Raw genomic sequence first — 14958 nt, 5'->3', positions numbered from 1 at the left:
GCGGACGTTCTCTGTTCGTCATCCCGGGCTTGACCCGGGACCCGCCTTTCTCCTGCTCAACGTCGACAAGACAAGGCAGGCCCCGGTTCAAGCCCGGGGTGACGAGGAAGCGGCGGCGCGCCGCCCGCAGCAACCATCCGCTCGCCGTCGATCACGATCGGGCTCGCGACGCCGTCGATCGAAGCACCATCGGGCCGAAAGCGCATCCCCCGCGCGATTACTTGCGGATCGGCGAATACTTGCGCCAGATCGTTGATCGGTCCCGCCGGCACCCCCTCGGCCTCGAGCGCCAGCGACAGCGGCTGCGCTTCCCATGTGGCGATCTTCGCCGCGAGCAGCGGGATCAGCTCGGCGCGGTTCGCGAGCCGCGCGGCATTGTTCGCGAAGCGCGGATCGTCCGCCCATTCGGGCACGCCCAATATGCCGCAGAGCTTCCGATACTGTCCGTCATTGCCAACCGCGATGACCAGCTGCCCGTCGGCGGTCGCAAAGACCTGATAGGGCACGACATTGACATGCGCGTTGCCCATCCGCTTCGGCACCGCGCCGCTCGCGAGATAATTGGCCGCCTGGTTCGCGAGCACCGCGACCTGCGAATCGAGCAACGCCATATCGATATGCGCCCCCGCATCCGTGACGTCACGACGTCGCAGGGCCGCAAGAATCGCGACCGCCGAATACATGCCGGTAAAGATGTCGGCATAGGCGATTCCCGCTTTTTGCGGGGACCCTTCGGGCTCGCCGGTCAGCGACATGAAGCCGCTCATCGCCTGGACGATATAATCATAGCCCGCGCGGTGCGCATAAGGGCCGGTCTGGCCGAACCCCGTGATCGAACAGACGATCAGGCGCGGGAAATCGGCGCGCAGCCGCACCGGATCGAGCCCATATTTGACCAGCCCGCCGACCTTGTAATTCTCGATCACGACATCGGCATCGGCGAGCAGCGCCCGCACCTCGGCCTGCCCTTCGGCCGACGCGATGTCGATCGCGACGCTGCGCTTGCCGCGATTGCAGCTGTGATAATAGGCCGCGCCCAGATTCTCGCCCTCGGCGCCGGTGACGAAGGGCGGCCCCCATTCGCGCGTATCGTCGCCCGCGCCCGGCCGCTCGACCTTGACCACCTCGGCGCCCAGATCGGCGAGCAATTGCCCGCACCACGGCCCCGCGAGCACCCGCGCCAGTTCGACGACGCGGATGCCTTCGAGCGGCTTCGGATCAGGCAAAGGCGCTGATGCCGGTGATCGCGCGGCCGAGGATCAGCGCATGGACGTCGTGCGTGCCCTCATAGGTGTTCACCGTTTCGAGGTTCACCGCATGGCGAATCACATGATAATCGGCCGAAATCCCGTTGCCGCCGTGCATATCGCGCGCAACCCGCGCAATATCGAGCGCCTTGCCGCAATTGTTGCGTTTGAGCAGGCTGATCGCGTCGGGAATGAGCCGCCCCTCGTCGATCAACCGGCCGACGCGCAGCGCCGCCTGCAAACCCAGCGCGATTTCGGTGAGCATATTGGCGAGCTTCAGCTGCACGATCTGGTTCGCTGCAAGCGGGCGCCCGAACTGCTTGCGTTCGCCGGTGTAACCCCGCGCCGCTTCATAGCAGAATTCGGCGGCGCCCATCGCGCCCCAGCCGATGCCGTAACGCGCGCGGTTGAGGCAACCGAACGGCCCTTTGAGCCCCGACACATGCGGCAACAACGCATCCTCGCCGACTTCGACCCCGTCCATCACGATCTCGCCGGTGACCGAGGCGCGCAGGCTCACCTTGCCCTCGATCTTCGGCGCCGACAGGCCCTTCATCCCCTTTTCGAGCACGAAGCCGCGAATCGCGCCGTCGTGCGCCTCCGACTTCGCCCACACGACGAAGACGTCGGCGATCGGCGAATTGGTGATCCACATCTTCGCGCCCTTGAGGCGGTATCCGCCTGCGATCTTTTCGGCGCGCGTGCGCATCCCGCCGGGGTCGCTGCCCGCATCGGGCTCGGTCAGGCCAAAGCAGCCGACGAGCTCGCCCGACGTCAGCCCGGGCAGAAATTTCCGCTTCTGTTCCTCGCTGCCATAGGCGTTGATCGGATGGATCACGAGCGAGCTCTGCACCGAACAGGCCGAGCGATAGCCCGAATCGATCCGCTCGACTTCGCGCGCGATCAGCCCGTAGGAGACGTAATTGAGCCCCGCGCCGCCATATTCGGGGTCGATCGTCGCGCCGAGCAGGCCGAGCGCGCCCATCTCCGACATGATCTCGCGGTCGAAACGTTCGTCGAGAAACGCCGAGGTGACGCGCGGCAACAGCGCATCGGTCGCATAGGACCGCGCGGTGTCGCGGACCATTCGTTCCTCTTCGCTCAGCTCGGCGTCGAGCTGGAGGGGATCGAGCGGGTCGAGCGCCTCGATGCGCTGCGGATCGGCGAGGGCCATGGAACGGGCTTTCTCTAAAGGGCGGGCAGCCCTTACGGAATGCGCGCTACGGGGTCTCTGCGGCCGTTTTGCGGGCCATCGCGGCAGGCGGGCTGTCGCGCGGCTCCAATATCGCCGCCGTCTCGATCAGGTCAAGCGCGCGCCGCGCTTCGTGGTAACGCCGCGCGTCCATCAGCCACTCGCCCGCGACGTCCGCGCCGGGCATCGCTTCGATCTCGGCGATCGCCTGGTCGGCCTGCCCGGCCGACAGATAGCGCCGCGCGCGATCGAGGCGTTCGGACGCGCGCGGCGACTTGGTGCCCGCCGCGCGCACGACGAACAGCTCGCCAAGTTCGCGGCGCAGCCCGGTCCACAGGCTGCCGTCGCCATCGCCGTCGCGCCCGACGAGCTGCGGCGCCATCGCGTCGAGTTCGGTGCGAAGCCTCTCGAGCGTCACCGGGTCGCGCGACGTGTCGATGATCGTCTTGACCGCATTCGGCTGGTCGTCGCCGAAACGCAGCCGCAGCTGCGCGTCGAGATAGCCCAATGACAGCCCGCGATCGAGCGCGCGGCGCACCGCGAAGGCAACGAGCAGCCCCTCGGCGCGCGAGGCGTTGCCCGACGCCGATTCGGCCTGGAGCGTGATGCGCGACAGCCGTTGTTCGAGCTCGGCGACGCGCGCCGCGAGCGCATTGGCGCCGTCGACCGGCGTCACCACCAGCGGCGGCGCATCGGCGCCGCCCTTCGCCGTCCCGCCCGTCAACAGCGGATTGGCGGCGTCGGCTGGCGTCGCGACCGCTTTGGGAGCAGGCGATAAATCGCCGTCCGTCAGCCAGCGGTTCACCGCCCAGCCACCGCCGGCGATGCCGATCAGCAGCAGGAGAAATGCACCGATGGCGAGGGCGCGGAACGATAGCCCCCTCGCCGGGACCGCCCCGTCCGCAGGCGGGGAGGTTTCGAAGCTGTCGATTGCCATGTTTCTCTTTCGAACGACCCTATTTCGCACCCTTGTGCCACAAAGCACGCGCCTGTGCCAATATTGCGACATCATCGGGCCGGTCCGCAACCGCGATGTCGCGCCAGCCGGCACCGGCCGCCGCCGCGGCCGCCGCGCTGACCGCGGCGAGCGACAGATGTCCTCGCGCGCCGCCGACGAGGTCGGAAATGCGCTGTGCCGCGCGCGCCGAATGCGCGAGCAGCACCGCCGGCGCGGCAATCAGCTCGGCCCATTCCGCAGGCGGCGGCACGGGATCGACCGCATAGCAGGGCAGCGGCGCGACCGCCGCGCCGCGCGCGTCGAATCCGGAGCGGTCGCGACCGCAAAGCCATAATATCGCGCGAATATTCCGTGACGCCATGTCGTCAAGAAGGCGCTGTGCATCGGCCGTTCCGGTCATCGCCACGGTCAATCCCGCCGCCTCGGCCGCGCGCGCGGTCGCCTCGCCCACCGCATGGACGGGCAAGGCCGCGAGCCGGGCGAGTTCGGGGCCTGCCAGCCGCGCGGCAAAGGCGCTGGTGAGGAGCAGCGCATCGAAATCTTTAGCCGCCGGCGCGCGCCAATCGACCGGGTGCGCCGCGAACAGCGGCATCGCATGGACGTCGAAACCCATCGCCCGCGCCCGCTCGGTCGTCGCCGCGTTGCCCGGTTCGGGCCGCGTGACGATCAGCGGCGGCCCGCCCCTCATGGCGCGAACAGCGCCCGGACGCTGCCCGGCGCCTCGGCGAGCAGGCGGCGTGCCAGCGCGGCGGGCATGTCGAGCCCGGTCACGACGATATGCCCGGCCGCATGTTCGGCACCATCCTCGGAAAAAATCTCGGCGTCGAGGCGCAGCGCGTCATCATCCTGCCAAAAGGCATGCGCGGCGACGGGCGAACGGCAATCGCCGCCCAGCGCCGCGAGAAAGGCGCGCTCGGCCGCCACGGCGCGGTGTGTCGGCGCATGATCGACCGCACCGAGCAGCGCGATCGCCCTGGCATCGTCGGCGCGGCATTCGATCCCGATCGCGCCCTGCGACGCCGCCGGGAGCAAGATGCTCGCCTCCTGCACCGTCCCGACATCGTGCATCCCCAGCCGTTCGAGCCCCGCGGCGGCGAGCAGCGTCGCGTCGGCGTCGCCCGCCGCGATCTTGGCGAGCCGCGTCGCGACATTGCCGCGCAGCAACACGGTGTCGAGATCGGGGCGGATCCGCTTCACCTGCGCCGCGCGGCGCGGGCTGCTCGTGCCCAATCGCGCGCCCGGCGGCAGCTCGGCGATCGTCGCGGCCGCGAGTCCCTCGCGCACCACCAGCCGGTCGCGCGGATCGGCCCGCTCGAGCATCGCGCCGAGGAAAAAGCGCGCGTCGCGCAGCGTTTCGACGTCCTTCAGCGAATGCACCGCAATGTCGATCATCCCCGCGTCAAGCGCCGCGTCGAGTTCGCGTGTCCATAAGGCCTTGCCGCCAACCTCGGCGAGCGCGCGGTCCTGAATCCGGTCGCCGGTCGCGGTCATCGGCACGATTTCGAGCGCCTCGGCCGGCAGGCCATGGCCCGCGATCAGCGCCGCCATCGCCATATGCGCCTGCGCCATCGCCAGCGGCGAAGCGCGCGTGCCGATGCGGAGCGGATGATGGGGGGTGGGAAGCTTGTTCATCGCCCCGCTGCTAAGCCCTGCGCGCCCGAAAAGGAAGACAAGGGATTCGCGCAGAATCCCAGAGTGCGCAGAGATTATTCACGCGGAGACGCGGAGACGCGGAGACGCGGAGAGTTTCGTGATGACCGCGAAGCCGTTTTGCTCATTGGGCGTCGCTCCAATCCGCTAGGTTGTTTGTAAAGAGGCCTATCGGCCCGCACTTCCTCTCCGCGTCTCCGCGTCTCCGCCTGAACCAGAATCTCTGGGCGCTCTGCGATCTCTGCGCAAATCTTCACAATTCAACCCGGCTTGCCCCCGCGCACCCCGCGCGCGTAAGGGGAGCAATCATATGACCCTCATCCTTGGCCTTGAATCGAGCTGCGACGAAACGGCGGCGGCGCTCGTCGACAGCGAGCGGCGCATTTTGGCGCACCGCGTCGCGGGGCAAGAGGCCGAACATAGCCCCTATGGCGGCGTCGTTCCCGAGATCGCGGCGCGCGCGCATGTCGACCGGCTCGCGCCGATCGTCGAAGCCGTGCTCGCCGATGCCGGGGTGACGCTCGCCGAGGTCGATGCGATCGCCGCGACCGCGGGCCCCGGGCTGATCGGCGGGGTGATGGTCGGGCTCGTCACCGGCAAGGCGCTCGCGCACGCCGCGGGCAAGCCGCTGATCGCGGTCAACCATCTCGAAGGCCATGCGCTCAGCCCGCGCCTCGCCGATGCGAGCCTTGAATTTCCCTACCTGCTGCTGCTCGTCTCGGGCGGCCATTGCCAGCTGCTGCTCGTGCGCGGCGTCGGCGATTACCGCCGCCTCGCGACGACGATCGACGACGCCGCGGGCGAAGCCTTCGACAAGACCGCCAAGCTGCTCGGCCTCGGCTATCCCGGCGGCCCTGCGGTCGAGCGCGTCGCGAAGGACGGCGACCCGGCGGCCGTGCCGCTGCCACGCCCGCTCGTCGGCAGCGCCGAGCCGCATTTCTCCTTCGCCGGGCTCAAGAGCGCGGTCGCGCGCGCCGCAGCGAGCAGCGCGCACAGCATCCCCGACCTCGCCGCATCCTTCCAGCAGGCGGTCGTCGACTGCCTCGTCGACCGCAGCCGCATCGCGCTCGCCGTCTGCCCCGAGGCGACCGCCTTCGTCGTCGCGGGCGGCGTTGCGGCGAACGGCGCGATCCGCGCCGCGCTCACCGATCTCGCCGCGCGCTTCGACAAGGCCTTTATCGCGCCGCCGCTCTGGCTCTGCACCGACAATGGCGCGATGATCGCCTGGGCGGGCGCCGAACGCTTTGCCGCCGGGCTCACCGACCCGCTCGACGCGCCCGCGCGCCCGCGCTGGCCGCTCGATCCCGCGGCCGAGACGGTGCGCGGCGCCGGAGTGAAAGCATGACGTCATATCGCAACTTCGGCGTCGTCGGCGGCGGCGCCTGGGGCACCGCACTCGCGCAGCTTCTCGCCGCCGACGGCGCGCCGGTGCGCCTCTGGGCGCGCGAAGAGGATGTCGTCGCCGCGATCAACCGCGAGCATCGCAATCCGGTTTTCCTTCCCGGCGCGGCGCTCTCGTCCTCGCTGATCGCGACCGGCGACCTCGCCGACATGGCCGATCTCGACGCGCTGCTGATCGTCGTCCCCGTTCCCTTCCTGCGCGCGGTCCTCGCCGATTTGCCCCCCGGCGACGCGCCGCTGATCTTTTGCAGCAAAGGCATGGAGGCGGGCAGCTTCGCCTTCCCGATCGACATGGCGCGGGATCTCGCGCCGCTGCGCCCGCACGCTGTGCTCTCGGGCCCCACCTTCGCGCACGAGGTCGCCGCCGGGCTCCCGACCGCGATCACCGTCGCCGCCGATGCGGAGATCGCCGGGACACTCGCACAGGCGCTCGCGCGCCCGCATTTCCGTCCCTATGTTTCGACCGATGTGATCGGGGCGGAGATCGGCGGCGCGGTCAAGAATATCCTCGCGATCGCGTGCGGCATCGTCGACGGCGCCGGACTCGGGCTCAACGCGCGGGCGGCGCTGATCAGCCGCGGTTTCGCCGAAATGACGCGTTTCGGGCTCGCGCGCGGCGCGCAGGCCGAAACGCTCGCCGGCCTTGCGGGGCTCGGCGACCTCGTCCTCACCTGCACCTCGTCCAATTCGCGCAATTTCGCGCTCGGCCAGGGGCTCGGCCGCGGCGAAGCGGTCGAGGTGCTGATGGCCGACCGCCGCACCGTCGCCGAAGGCGCGTTCAGCGCCCCCGTCGTCGCCGCCGCGGCGCGCGCCGACGGCATCGACATGCCGATCACCGAAACCGTCGCGCGCCTCGTCGCCGGCGAGGTGCGCGTCGGCGACGCCATTCAGGCCCTGCTCAGCCGCCCGCTGCGACCCGAAGGACGATGACGAGCCGCACACAATTGCCTGCTCCCCTCCACCGCGCTAGACTGCGCATCAGGGCAAAGCAGAAGGGGCGCCAGGCTTGAGCCACACCGACAGCGCAGCTGCGCCCATTTCGCCGGACGCGCCCTCGCGCGATGCCGACACCGCCGCGCTCGCCAAGGGCGGGCGCACCAATTTCTTCGGCTTCATCCTTCGCCTCGTCGCGCGCCTGCCCTTCCTCTATGTCGCGGGCCGCTGGTACGGGCCCGAGGCGGTCGGCCGCTTCGCCTTTGCCGTGCTCGTCATCGAACTCGTCGCGCAGCTCGCGACATTGGGCCTGAAACGCGGCCTCGCCGAGCAATTGAGCGCGGAAGGCGCCGACCCGCGCTCCGTCGTGTGGGACGGCATGTTCGTCGCCTTTATCGTCTCGGCGGCGGGATCGGCGCTGCTCCTCCTGTTTCCGCAGCTGATGTATCCGGCGGGCGACGTCGACAGCGCCGACCGCTGGATGGCGCTGCTCGTCTTCGTGATCGCCGGAACCGATATCGCGCTCGCCGCCTGCGCCTATAAATTCGATGTCGGCGCGACCGTGCGCGCGCGCGCGATCGTCGAACCCTGGGTGATCAGCATTGCCGCGGCGGGTTTCTGGTTCGTTTCGGCGCGCGACGGGCTGATGCTGTCCTATGCCGCCGCGATGGTCGGCGCCTTCCTCACCGCGCTCGTTCCGATGATCCGTCATTATGGCGGCCCGGGGGTATGGCGCCCGCATCCGGCGCATCTGATCACCCTCGCGCGGCGCAACGCCCCGCTCGCCGCCGCCGACGCGATCGAATGGGGAACGCGCCGCCTCGACCTCTTCATCCTCGGCCAGTTCACCTCGCCGACGATCTACGGCATCTATTATATGGCGCAGCAGGTCGCCTCGCTGCCGCAAAAGCTGAAAACCAGCTTCGAGCCGATCCTCGGCCCGGTGATCACGCGCAACCTCGCCGAAAAGCGGCTTGGCGCCGTGGCGGCACAGGTCAGCCAGGTCGGTTTCTGGATCATCGCCGCGCAAGCCGGCGTCGCGCTCGCGCTCGGCATTCCGGGCGAGGCGGTGATGGGCCTCGTCGGCCCCGAATTCGTCAGCGGCACCGCCGCGCTCGCCTTCCTGCTCGCCGCCGAAGTCGTCGCCGCCACCGCCGTCGTCAGCGAAGCCGCGCTCGTCTATGTCGCGCGCCACCGCAACCTGCTCATCAGCATCGCGACGCTCGCGCTGCAGGCGATCCTCAGCGTCGCGTTCATCCTCGTCGCACAGTCGATGGGCTGGCCGCCCATCTATTACGCCGCGGCGGTCGCGCTCGCGCTGATGCTCGCGCTCGGTTTCGCTTCATTGGTCAAGGCGCGGCTGCTCGCGCGCATCCTCGGCGCGCCGGTGAACAGCCTGCGCTGGGCGCTTGTCTGGGCGACGGCGGGCGCCGCGGTGCTCGGCTGGGGCGCGACGCAGCTGCCCGAATGGGCCGAACTGTTGATCGGCGTGCCCGTCATCCTCGGCATTTACGGCTGGCTGATCTGGACACGCGGCTTCGGCCCCGCCGACCGCGAATTGTTCCGAAAACACCCCGAACCGGCGGAAGCCAACTAACCGTCGACCTTAATCGACTGCTTTCTGCGCCGCGTCGCCGACATCCTGCGCGGCGTCGCCGACCTGTTGCGCCGCTTCGCTGATCGCGCCGCTCTCGGCCTTTTCGCTCGCGAGGAACTGAAAGGCGAAAAAGGCCGCCACCAGAATCGCGACGAGCAAGACCAGCCCGATACCGATCCCGCCGCGGCGGCGCGGTTCGCGGTCGATGACCGTGGTGGTGTGCGTCGTTCCGTCGGGATCGCGCGTCGTGTGGATTTCATCGGCCATGTTCGGACCTCCTGTGCATGATGCCGCATAGGACGCCCGGAGCCGCGCGAAGGTTCCTATCCCAGCCGTTCGGCGACCTTGGCCTTGAGGTCGGTCTGTGCGCGCGGACCGACCTGCGCGATGATCTCGCGCGCGCATACCGCGCCCATCGTCAGGCAATCGGCCATCGACCGGCCTTCGGCGAGGCCCGAGAGGAAACCTGCGGCGAAAAGATCGCCAGCGCCGGTGGTGTCGACCACCTCGTCGATGGGTTCGGCACCGACTTCGGTGCGCGTGCCCCCCGTGATCGCGATCGCGCCCTTGTCGCCGCGCGTGACGACGAGCAGCGGCACCTGCGGCGCGATCTTCGCGACCGCGGCTTCGAAATCGTCGGTTTCGGCCAGCGCCTGGATCTCGACCTCGTTCGCGAAGAGGATGTCGAACAGCCCTTCGGCGATCAGCGCGCGGAAATCGGCGCCGTGGCGGTCGATGATGAAAGCGTCGGACAAAGTGAAGGCGACCTTACGCCCCGCCGCGCGCGACACGTCGATCGCGCGCCGCATCGCCGCGCGCGACAGTTCGGGGTCCCACAGATAGCCTTCGAGATAGAGGATCTCGGCATCGGCGATCCAGTCCTCGTCGATCATCGCCTGATCGAGCAGGTGGCTCGCGCCCAGAAAGGTGTTCATCGTCCGCTGCCCGTCGGGGGTGACGAGGATCAGGCAGCGCGCGGTGGGCGCGCCTTCCTTCAGCGCCGGAGTCTCATAGGCGACGCCCAATGCGCGCAGGTCGTGCGTGAAGACATGCCCGAGCTGGTCGTCGGCGACCTGGCCGATGAAGGCGCAGCGTTCACCGAGCACCGCCATACCCGCCAGCGTATTCGCCGCCGAGCCGCCCGACACTTCGACCGCCGGCCCCATCGCCGCATAGAGCCGCTCGGCCTCTTCGGCGTCGATCAGCCGCATCGACCCCTTGGTCAGGCCTTCGGCGGTGATCAGCGCATCGTCGGCGCGGGCAAGAACGTCGACGATCGCATTGCCGATGGCGACGACGTCGAAACGGGCGGTGGAGGCCATGGAAAATCCTGTGCTGGTGGGAAAAAGCTGCGCGCGCTTTAGGGACCGCGGCGCGCCAGCGCAAGCGCGGGCGCTTGACGCGGGGCGCGGCGCCGCACATTCCCGCACGATGGCCCGCGCCGCCCACGCTTTCCTGCTCGCACTACGAGACCTGCCCCACCCGCGCGTGCTGCGCGTGCTCGCGCAAAGCCTCGCCCTCACGCTCCTGCTCCTCGCCGCGTCGGGCGCCGCGATCTTCTTCGCCACGCGCTGGGCGCTCGCGCACTGGGAATGGATGGGCGAGGCGCAGCTCGACATGGCGGGCGTGCTGATCATCCTCCTGATCATCGCCGGAAGCTGGTTGCTCTTTCGCGCCGTCGCGATCGTCGTCATCGGCCTTTTCGCCGACGGCATCGTCGCCGATGTCGAGGGGCGCCATTATTCGGCCGCCGCGGCGCGCGCCGTCGATGTCGGCTGGCGGCAGAATATCCGCCTCGCGCTCGCCTCGCTCGTCCGCCTGATCGGCGGCAATCTGCTCGCGCTGCCCGTCTATATTCTGCTGCTCGTCACCGGGATCGGCACGCCGATCTTCGCGCTGCTGGTCAATGCGCTGCTGCTCGGCCGCGATCTCGAGGCGATGGTGCTTGCGCGTCACCCGGATCGCCCGCGCTTCGACCGGTCGGCGCGCTGGTCGCTCGGGCTGCTGTCCGCCGCAAGCTTCGTGGTGCCCGTCGCCAATTTGTTGGCGCCGATATTGAGCGCCGCTATGGCCGTCCACATGCTGCATCTCGGCAAGGGGGACCCCGAAACATGATCGATAACCGCCGTCTCGGCGCCGTTGCCATGCTTGGCTTGACGCTCGGCGCCTGCGCCGGCCCCGCGATTCCGCGCGCGACCCCGCCGCGGGCCACCGCACCGCCGCCGCCGACGGTGGTGCGGCCGGTGCAGAATAATGTGCTGATCGGGAACAGCGCCGACGCGATCGGCCGCATGTTCGGCAAGCCGCGGCTCGACGTCACCGAAGGCGCCGGGCGCAAGCTGCAATATGCGGGCTCGAACTGCACCCTCGACGTCTATTTCTACGCCCCGCGCGCGGGCGCCGATCCGGTCGCGACGCATGTCGACGCCCGCACTTCCGACGGCCGCAACGCCGAGGTCAACAGCTGCGCGCAATCGCTGCGGCGTTAGGACCTATTGAGCGGCACCAGCCCGCTCCCCCTCCCGGCCTCCCCGACGATAGTAGCCTATGGGAGGCCGGGAGGGGGAGCGGGCTGGTGCCGATTCCCCAACCAACGACGTCAGGGCGTCAGCTCGCCGAGCGCCCATAAGGCGGCGTCGGCGACCATCGGCGATTCGTCCCGCGCCAGCCGTTCGAGCGCGGACACGAAGCGCGCATCGCCGCTGTTCCCCGCCGCCATCGCCGCATTGCGAACCATCCGCCCGCGCCCGATCCGCTTGATCGGCGACCCCGCAAAGACCTGCCGGAAGCCCGCATCGTCGAGGTCGAGCAGGTCGGCGATCGACGGCGCCGCCAGCTCGGCGCGCGGCAGGAAAGCCCTGTGCCTGTGCGCGGTATCGGCAAATTTGTTCCACGGGCAGGCGGCAAGGCAATCGTCGCAGCCGTAAATGCGGTTGCCGATCCCGCGCCGCAGCGCGACCGGGATCGGGCCATTGTGCTCGATCGTGAGATAGGAAATGCAGCGCCGCGCATCGAGCCGGTACGGCGCGGGAAAGGCGTCGGTCGGGCACGCATCCTGGCACGCCGAACAGCTGCCGCACGTATCGCGCCCCGCCACCGACGGCGTCAGATCGAGCGTGGTGTAGATCGCCCCCAGAAACAGCCAGCTGCCATGCTCGCGGCTGACGAGGTTGGTGTGCTTGCCCTGCCAACCGAGCCCCGCCGCCGCCGACAGCGGCTTTTCCATCACCGGCGCGGTGTCGACGAACACCTTGACCTCGGCGTCTTTGACTTCGGCGACCAGCCAGCGCGCCACCGCCTTCAGCGCCTTCTTGACGACGTCATGATAGTCGCCGCCCTGCGCATAAACCGAGATCCGCCCGCGATCCTTATGCTCGGCCAGCGCGAGCGGATCGAGCGCGGGCGCATAGCTCATGCCAAGCGCGATCACCGAGCGAACCTCGGGCCACAGCCCCTTGGGCGATCCGCGCTGCTCGGCGCGGCTTTCCATCCAGATCATGTCGCCGTGGCGCCCCTCGGCGAGCCATTGCTCCAGCCGCGCGGCGGTCCGCGGCGCCGCGTCGGCGCGCGCGATCCCGAACGCCGCAAACCCGTGCTCGCGCGCGACCGCTTCGAGGCGCTCTTCCAAAGAAGGCGTTCCAACAGACAAGGCTTCGGCAACCATTGGCGCTCTATACGCGAGCCGCCTCGCCGTGCCATAGCTTGCGTAGAGGAAGATTGGGGACCGGCATTTGAACGATTTCAGCGTCGAGGCGGACGGCCTCACCAAATATTTCGGCGATTACAAGGCGGTCGACCAGGTCAGTCTCGCGGTGCCGACGGGCAGCATCTATGGCGTGCTCGGCCCCAACGGCGCCGGCAAGACGACGAGCCTGCGCATGACGCTCGGCATCATCGACCCCGACGCGGGGACAAGCCGGCTGCTCGGCGGCCACAAGCCGCAGAGCGTGCGCCACCGCATCGGCTATCTGCCCGAGGAACGCGGGCTCTACCCCGGCATGAAGGCGCGCGAGGCGATCGCCTTCATGGGCGCGCTGCGCGGGCTCGACTGGTCGGAAGGCCGCCGCCGCGCCGCGACCTTCATGACCGAACTCGGGCTGGAACGCGTGATCGACGCCAAGATTCGCAAAATGTCGAAGGGCATGGCGCAGATGGTCCAGCTCATCGGCTCGATCGTCCACGCCCCCGACCTCATCGTCCTCGACGAGCCTTTTTCGGGGCTCGACCCCGTCAATCAGGAGCGGCTCGAAACGCTCGTCCGGCGCGAGCAGGCGCGCGGCGCGACGATCCTTTTCTCGACGCATGTGATGGCGCACGCCGAGCGGCTCTGCGACCGCATCGCGATCATCGCGCGCTCGGCGCGGCGGTTCGAGGGGACGGTCGACGAGGCGCGCGCGCTGCTGCCGATGCAGGTGCGCTACACCCCGCGCGATGCCGGCGATTCCGCCGCAGTCGCCGCGACCCTGCCCGCCGGCGCCGAACGGCGCGGCGACGCCTGGCATTTCGCGATCGAGGATGACGACGTCGAACCCTTGCTCGCGCGAATCACCGCGAGCGGCCATGGCGTCACCGGCCTGTCGATCAGCCGCCCGGCGCTCCACGACGCCTTCGTCCATATCGTCCGCCAGGTCGACGCGAGCTTCGACGCCGACGCGGCCGAGGATGCCATCGAGGAGGCAAGCGCATGACCCCCTTCATCCAAAGCATGTTCGTGATCGCGCGGCGCGACTTCCTCGCGATCGTCGCGACGCCGACCTTCCTGCTCTTTCTGCTCGCGCCGCTGTTCATGGTCGGCATGGGCCTCGCGGGCGGCATGGGCGCGTCGCAGCTCGCCGACAGCGCGCGCGGCAAGGGGCGCATCGTCGCGGTTGCCGATCCTGCCGAAATCGAGGCGCTGCGCGCCGCCGATAGCCGGCTGCGCGCCGTGATGCCGCGCGAACCCGCGCTGCTCGAACTGCGCGTCGCCACCCCCGCCGCCGACCCCGTCGCGATCGCGCGCGAAAAGGGCAGCGATACCTATGCCGTGATGAGCGGTCCGCTCGACGCGCCGCGCATCGTCGAGCGCGAGGCGGACAGCGGCTCGGGACGCTATCTCGCCCTGCTCGCGGGCGAGGTGCGCCGCGCCAAAGCCGCCGGCGACCTGCCGCCGGTGACGCCGCGCTTCGAAAGCCTGGCCAGCGCGGGCACGAGCATCGCGGTGCAGCAATCGCTCGGCTTCGGCGCGGTGTTCGTCATCTTCCTTCTGACCCTGCTCCTCGCGGGGCAGACGGTGAGCTCGCTTGCGGAGGAAAAGGGCAACAAGGTCATCGAAATCCTCGCCGCCGCGGTGCCGCTCGAAAGCGTCTTCCTCGGCAAGCTGCTCGGTTTCCTCGGCGTCGCGGTGCTGTTCATCGCCTTCTGGATGGCACTCGCGTTCGGCGGCGGACTGATCGCCGCGACGCAGATGGATCCGGCCGCCATCGCCGCCGCGGGCAAGGCGGGCAAGGCCGCCACCGCCCTCGCGGCGATGCCCGCGACCGGCTGGCCCTTCTTCCTCGGCATCGGTTTCATCTATTTCGTCATGTCCTTCCTGCTGCTCGGCGCGGTCTTTCTCGGCGTCGGCGCGCAGGCGGCAACGGTGCGCGAGATCCAGATGCTCAGCCTGCCGATCACCATCTTCCAGGTCGGCATGTTCAGCCTCTGCGCCGCCGCCGCGAGCGCGCCCGACAGCGGCCTCGCCCGCTTCGCGCAAATCTTTCCCTTTTCCTCGCCGCTCGCGATGGCGGCCCGCGCCGCGACCGACGATGGACAAGCCGTCCATCTGCTCGCGCTCGGCTGGCAGGCGCTGTGGGTCGCGCTCGTCATCTGGATTTCGGTCCGCCTGTTCCGCGCCGGCGTGCTCAGCAGCGGCGGTGGCTGGAAATTCTGGCGCGGCGCAAAGGCCGCCGCCGCGGCTGCGGCCGCCGTCGAAGCCGCTTCGTCCCAGCCTCGTTGACAAAGT

The 14958-nt window shown here is 69.3% G+C and carries 15 protein-coding genes; 7 read left to right on the top strand and 8 right to left on the bottom strand.

What is annotated here, in order from left to right; genetic code table 11:
* Positions 1–56 precede the first annotated feature (56 nt).
* The 5 genes from GGR90_RS06860 to hemC are packed head-to-tail and all read right to left on the bottom strand — an operon-like array spanning position 57 to position 5029.
* A complete protein-coding gene (locus GGR90_RS06860) occupies positions 57–1226 on the bottom strand; it encodes a CaiB/BaiF CoA transferase family protein (RefSeq protein WP_167920548.1) in 1170 nt (389 codons plus the stop codon).
* On the bottom strand, positions 1219–2421 hold the full coding sequence (locus tag GGR90_RS06855) for an acyl-CoA dehydrogenase (protein WP_167920546.1): 1203 nt from the start codon (positions 2419–2421) through the stop codon (positions 1219–1221). The genes GGR90_RS06860 and GGR90_RS06855 overlap by 8 nt, the downstream gene beginning before the upstream one ends.
* A 46-nt stretch (positions 2422–2467) precedes the next feature.
* On the bottom strand, positions 2468–3376 hold the full coding sequence (locus GGR90_RS06850) for a mitofilin family membrane protein (protein ID WP_167920544.1): 909 nt from the start codon (positions 3374–3376) through the stop codon (positions 2468–2470).
* Between the two features lie 19 nt (positions 3377–3395).
* The gene (locus GGR90_RS06845) at positions 3396–4085 is read right to left on the bottom strand and encodes a uroporphyrinogen-III synthase (protein WP_167920542.1); all 690 of its coding nucleotides are present in this window, start codon (positions 4083–4085) and stop codon (positions 3396–3398) included.
* Complete coding sequence (hemC, locus tag GGR90_RS06840) at positions 4082–5029, bottom strand: hydroxymethylbilane synthase (RefSeq protein ID WP_167920540.1); 948 nt, start codon at positions 5027–5029, stop codon at positions 4082–4084. The genes GGR90_RS06845 and hemC overlap by 4 nt, the downstream gene beginning before the upstream one ends.
* 328 nt (positions 5030–5357) lie before the next feature.
* Here hemC and tsaD point away from each other — a divergent pair, with 328 nt between their 5' ends.
* From tsaD to GGR90_RS06825, 3 genes are all read left to right on the top strand, one after another.
* Entirely contained in the window at positions 5358–6392 is a 1035-nt protein-coding gene (gene tsaD / locus GGR90_RS06835; protein WP_167920538.1) for a tRNA (adenosine(37)-N6)-threonylcarbamoyltransferase complex transferase subunit TsaD, read from the top strand.
* Complete coding sequence (locus GGR90_RS06830; protein WP_167920536.1) at positions 6389–7378, top strand: NAD(P)H-dependent glycerol-3-phosphate dehydrogenase; 990 nt, start codon at positions 6389–6391, stop codon at positions 7376–7378. Before tsaD ends, GGR90_RS06830 begins: the two co-directional genes overlap by 4 nt.
* Before the next feature lie 76 nt (positions 7379–7454).
* On the top strand, positions 7455–8978 hold the full coding sequence (locus GGR90_RS06825; protein WP_167920534.1) for a lipopolysaccharide biosynthesis protein: 1524 nt from the start codon (positions 7455–7457) through the stop codon (positions 8976–8978).
* 9 nt (positions 8979–8987) lie between these two features.
* On the opposite strand, the gene GGR90_RS06820 is transcribed toward GGR90_RS06825, so the two are convergent.
* Positions 8988–9245: a hypothetical protein gene (locus tag GGR90_RS06820; RefSeq protein ID WP_167920532.1), complete on the bottom strand. Its 258-nt coding sequence runs from the start codon at positions 9243–9245 to the stop codon at positions 8988–8990.
* 56 nt (positions 9246–9301) lie between these two features.
* Entirely contained in the window at positions 9302–10300 is a 999-nt protein-coding gene (locus GGR90_RS06815; protein ID WP_167920530.1) for an adenosine kinase, read from the bottom strand.
* A gap of 109 nt (positions 10301–10409) precedes the next feature.
* Here GGR90_RS06815 and GGR90_RS06810 point away from each other — a divergent pair, with 109 nt between their 5' ends.
* Together GGR90_RS06810 and GGR90_RS06805 are read left to right on the top strand one after the other, a co-directional pair.
* Entirely contained in the window at positions 10410–11093 is a 684-nt protein-coding gene (locus GGR90_RS06810) for an EI24 domain-containing protein (RefSeq protein ID WP_167920528.1), read from the top strand.
* Positions 11090–11467, top strand: coding sequence for a hypothetical protein (locus GGR90_RS06805; RefSeq protein WP_167920526.1), 378 nt, complete (start codon positions 11090–11092; stop codon positions 11465–11467). Before GGR90_RS06810 ends, GGR90_RS06805 begins: the two co-directional genes overlap by 4 nt.
* A gap of 110 nt (positions 11468–11577) precedes the next feature.
* Here the strand turns inward: GGR90_RS06805 and queG are convergent, their stop codons facing one another.
* Positions 11578–12642 carry a tRNA epoxyqueuosine(34) reductase QueG gene (queG, locus tag GGR90_RS06800; RefSeq protein ID WP_167920524.1) on the bottom strand — a complete coding sequence of 355 codons (1065 nt, stop codon included), beginning with the start codon at positions 12640–12642 and terminating at the stop codon, positions 11578–11580.
* Positions 12643–12709: 67 nt separating this feature from the next.
* Between queG and GGR90_RS06795 the strand changes: the two genes are divergently transcribed.
* Positions 12710–13666, top strand: coding sequence for an ABC transporter ATP-binding protein (locus GGR90_RS06795; protein ID WP_167920522.1), 957 nt, complete (start codon positions 12710–12712; stop codon positions 13664–13666).
* Positions 13663–14952, top strand: coding sequence for an ABC transporter permease (locus GGR90_RS06790; protein ID WP_167920512.1), 1290 nt, complete (start codon positions 13663–13665; stop codon positions 14950–14952). The genes GGR90_RS06795 and GGR90_RS06790 overlap by 4 nt, the downstream gene beginning before the upstream one ends.
* Positions 14953–14958: the final 6 nt, after the last annotated feature.

Source organism: Sphingopyxis italica (assembly GCF_011926545.1).
Taxonomy (GTDB): domain Bacteria; phylum Pseudomonadota; class Alphaproteobacteria; order Sphingomonadales; family Sphingomonadaceae; genus Sphingopyxis; species Sphingopyxis italica.
Note: the sequence above shows the minus strand (reverse complement) of the source record. Positions and strands in the feature narration are given on the sequence as shown.

Coding starts and splice junctions, on each gene's coding strand:
- GGR90_RS06855 (WP_167920546.1), bottom strand. CDS start 2,421: ATGGCCCTCGCCGATCCGCAGCGCATCGAGGCGCTCGACCCGCTCGAT.
- GGR90_RS06850 (WP_167920544.1), bottom strand. CDS start 3,376: ATGGCAATCGACAGCTTCGAAACCTCCCCGCCTGCGGACGGGGCGGTC.
- GGR90_RS06845 (WP_167920542.1), bottom strand. CDS start 4,085: ATGAGGGGCGGGCCGCCGCTGATCGTCACGCGGCCCGAACCGGGCAAC.
- hemC (WP_167920540.1), bottom strand. CDS start 5,029: ATGAACAAGCTTCCCACCCCCCATCATCCGCTCCGCATCGGCACGCGC.
- tsaD (WP_167920538.1), top strand. CDS start 5,358: ATGACCCTCATCCTTGGCCTTGAATCGAGCTGCGACGAAACGGCGGCG.
- GGR90_RS06830 (WP_167920536.1), top strand. CDS start 6,389: ATGACGTCATATCGCAACTTCGGCGTCGTCGGCGGCGGCGCCTGGGGC.
- GGR90_RS06820 (WP_167920532.1), bottom strand. CDS start 9,245: ATGGCCGATGAAATCCACACGACGCGCGATCCCGACGGAACGACGCAC.
- GGR90_RS06815 (WP_167920530.1), bottom strand. CDS start 10,300: ATGGCCTCCACCGCCCGTTTCGACGTCGTCGCCATCGGCAATGCGATC.
- GGR90_RS06810 (WP_167920528.1), top strand. CDS start 10,410: ATGGCCCGCGCCGCCCACGCTTTCCTGCTCGCACTACGAGACCTGCCC.
- GGR90_RS06805 (WP_167920526.1), top strand. CDS start 11,090: ATGATCGATAACCGCCGTCTCGGCGCCGTTGCCATGCTTGGCTTGACG.
- queG (WP_167920524.1), bottom strand. CDS start 12,642: ATGGTTGCCGAAGCCTTGTCTGTTGGAACGCCTTCTTTGGAAGAGCGC.
- GGR90_RS06790 (WP_167920512.1), top strand. CDS start 13,663: ATGACCCCCTTCATCCAAAGCATGTTCGTGATCGCGCGGCGCGACTTC.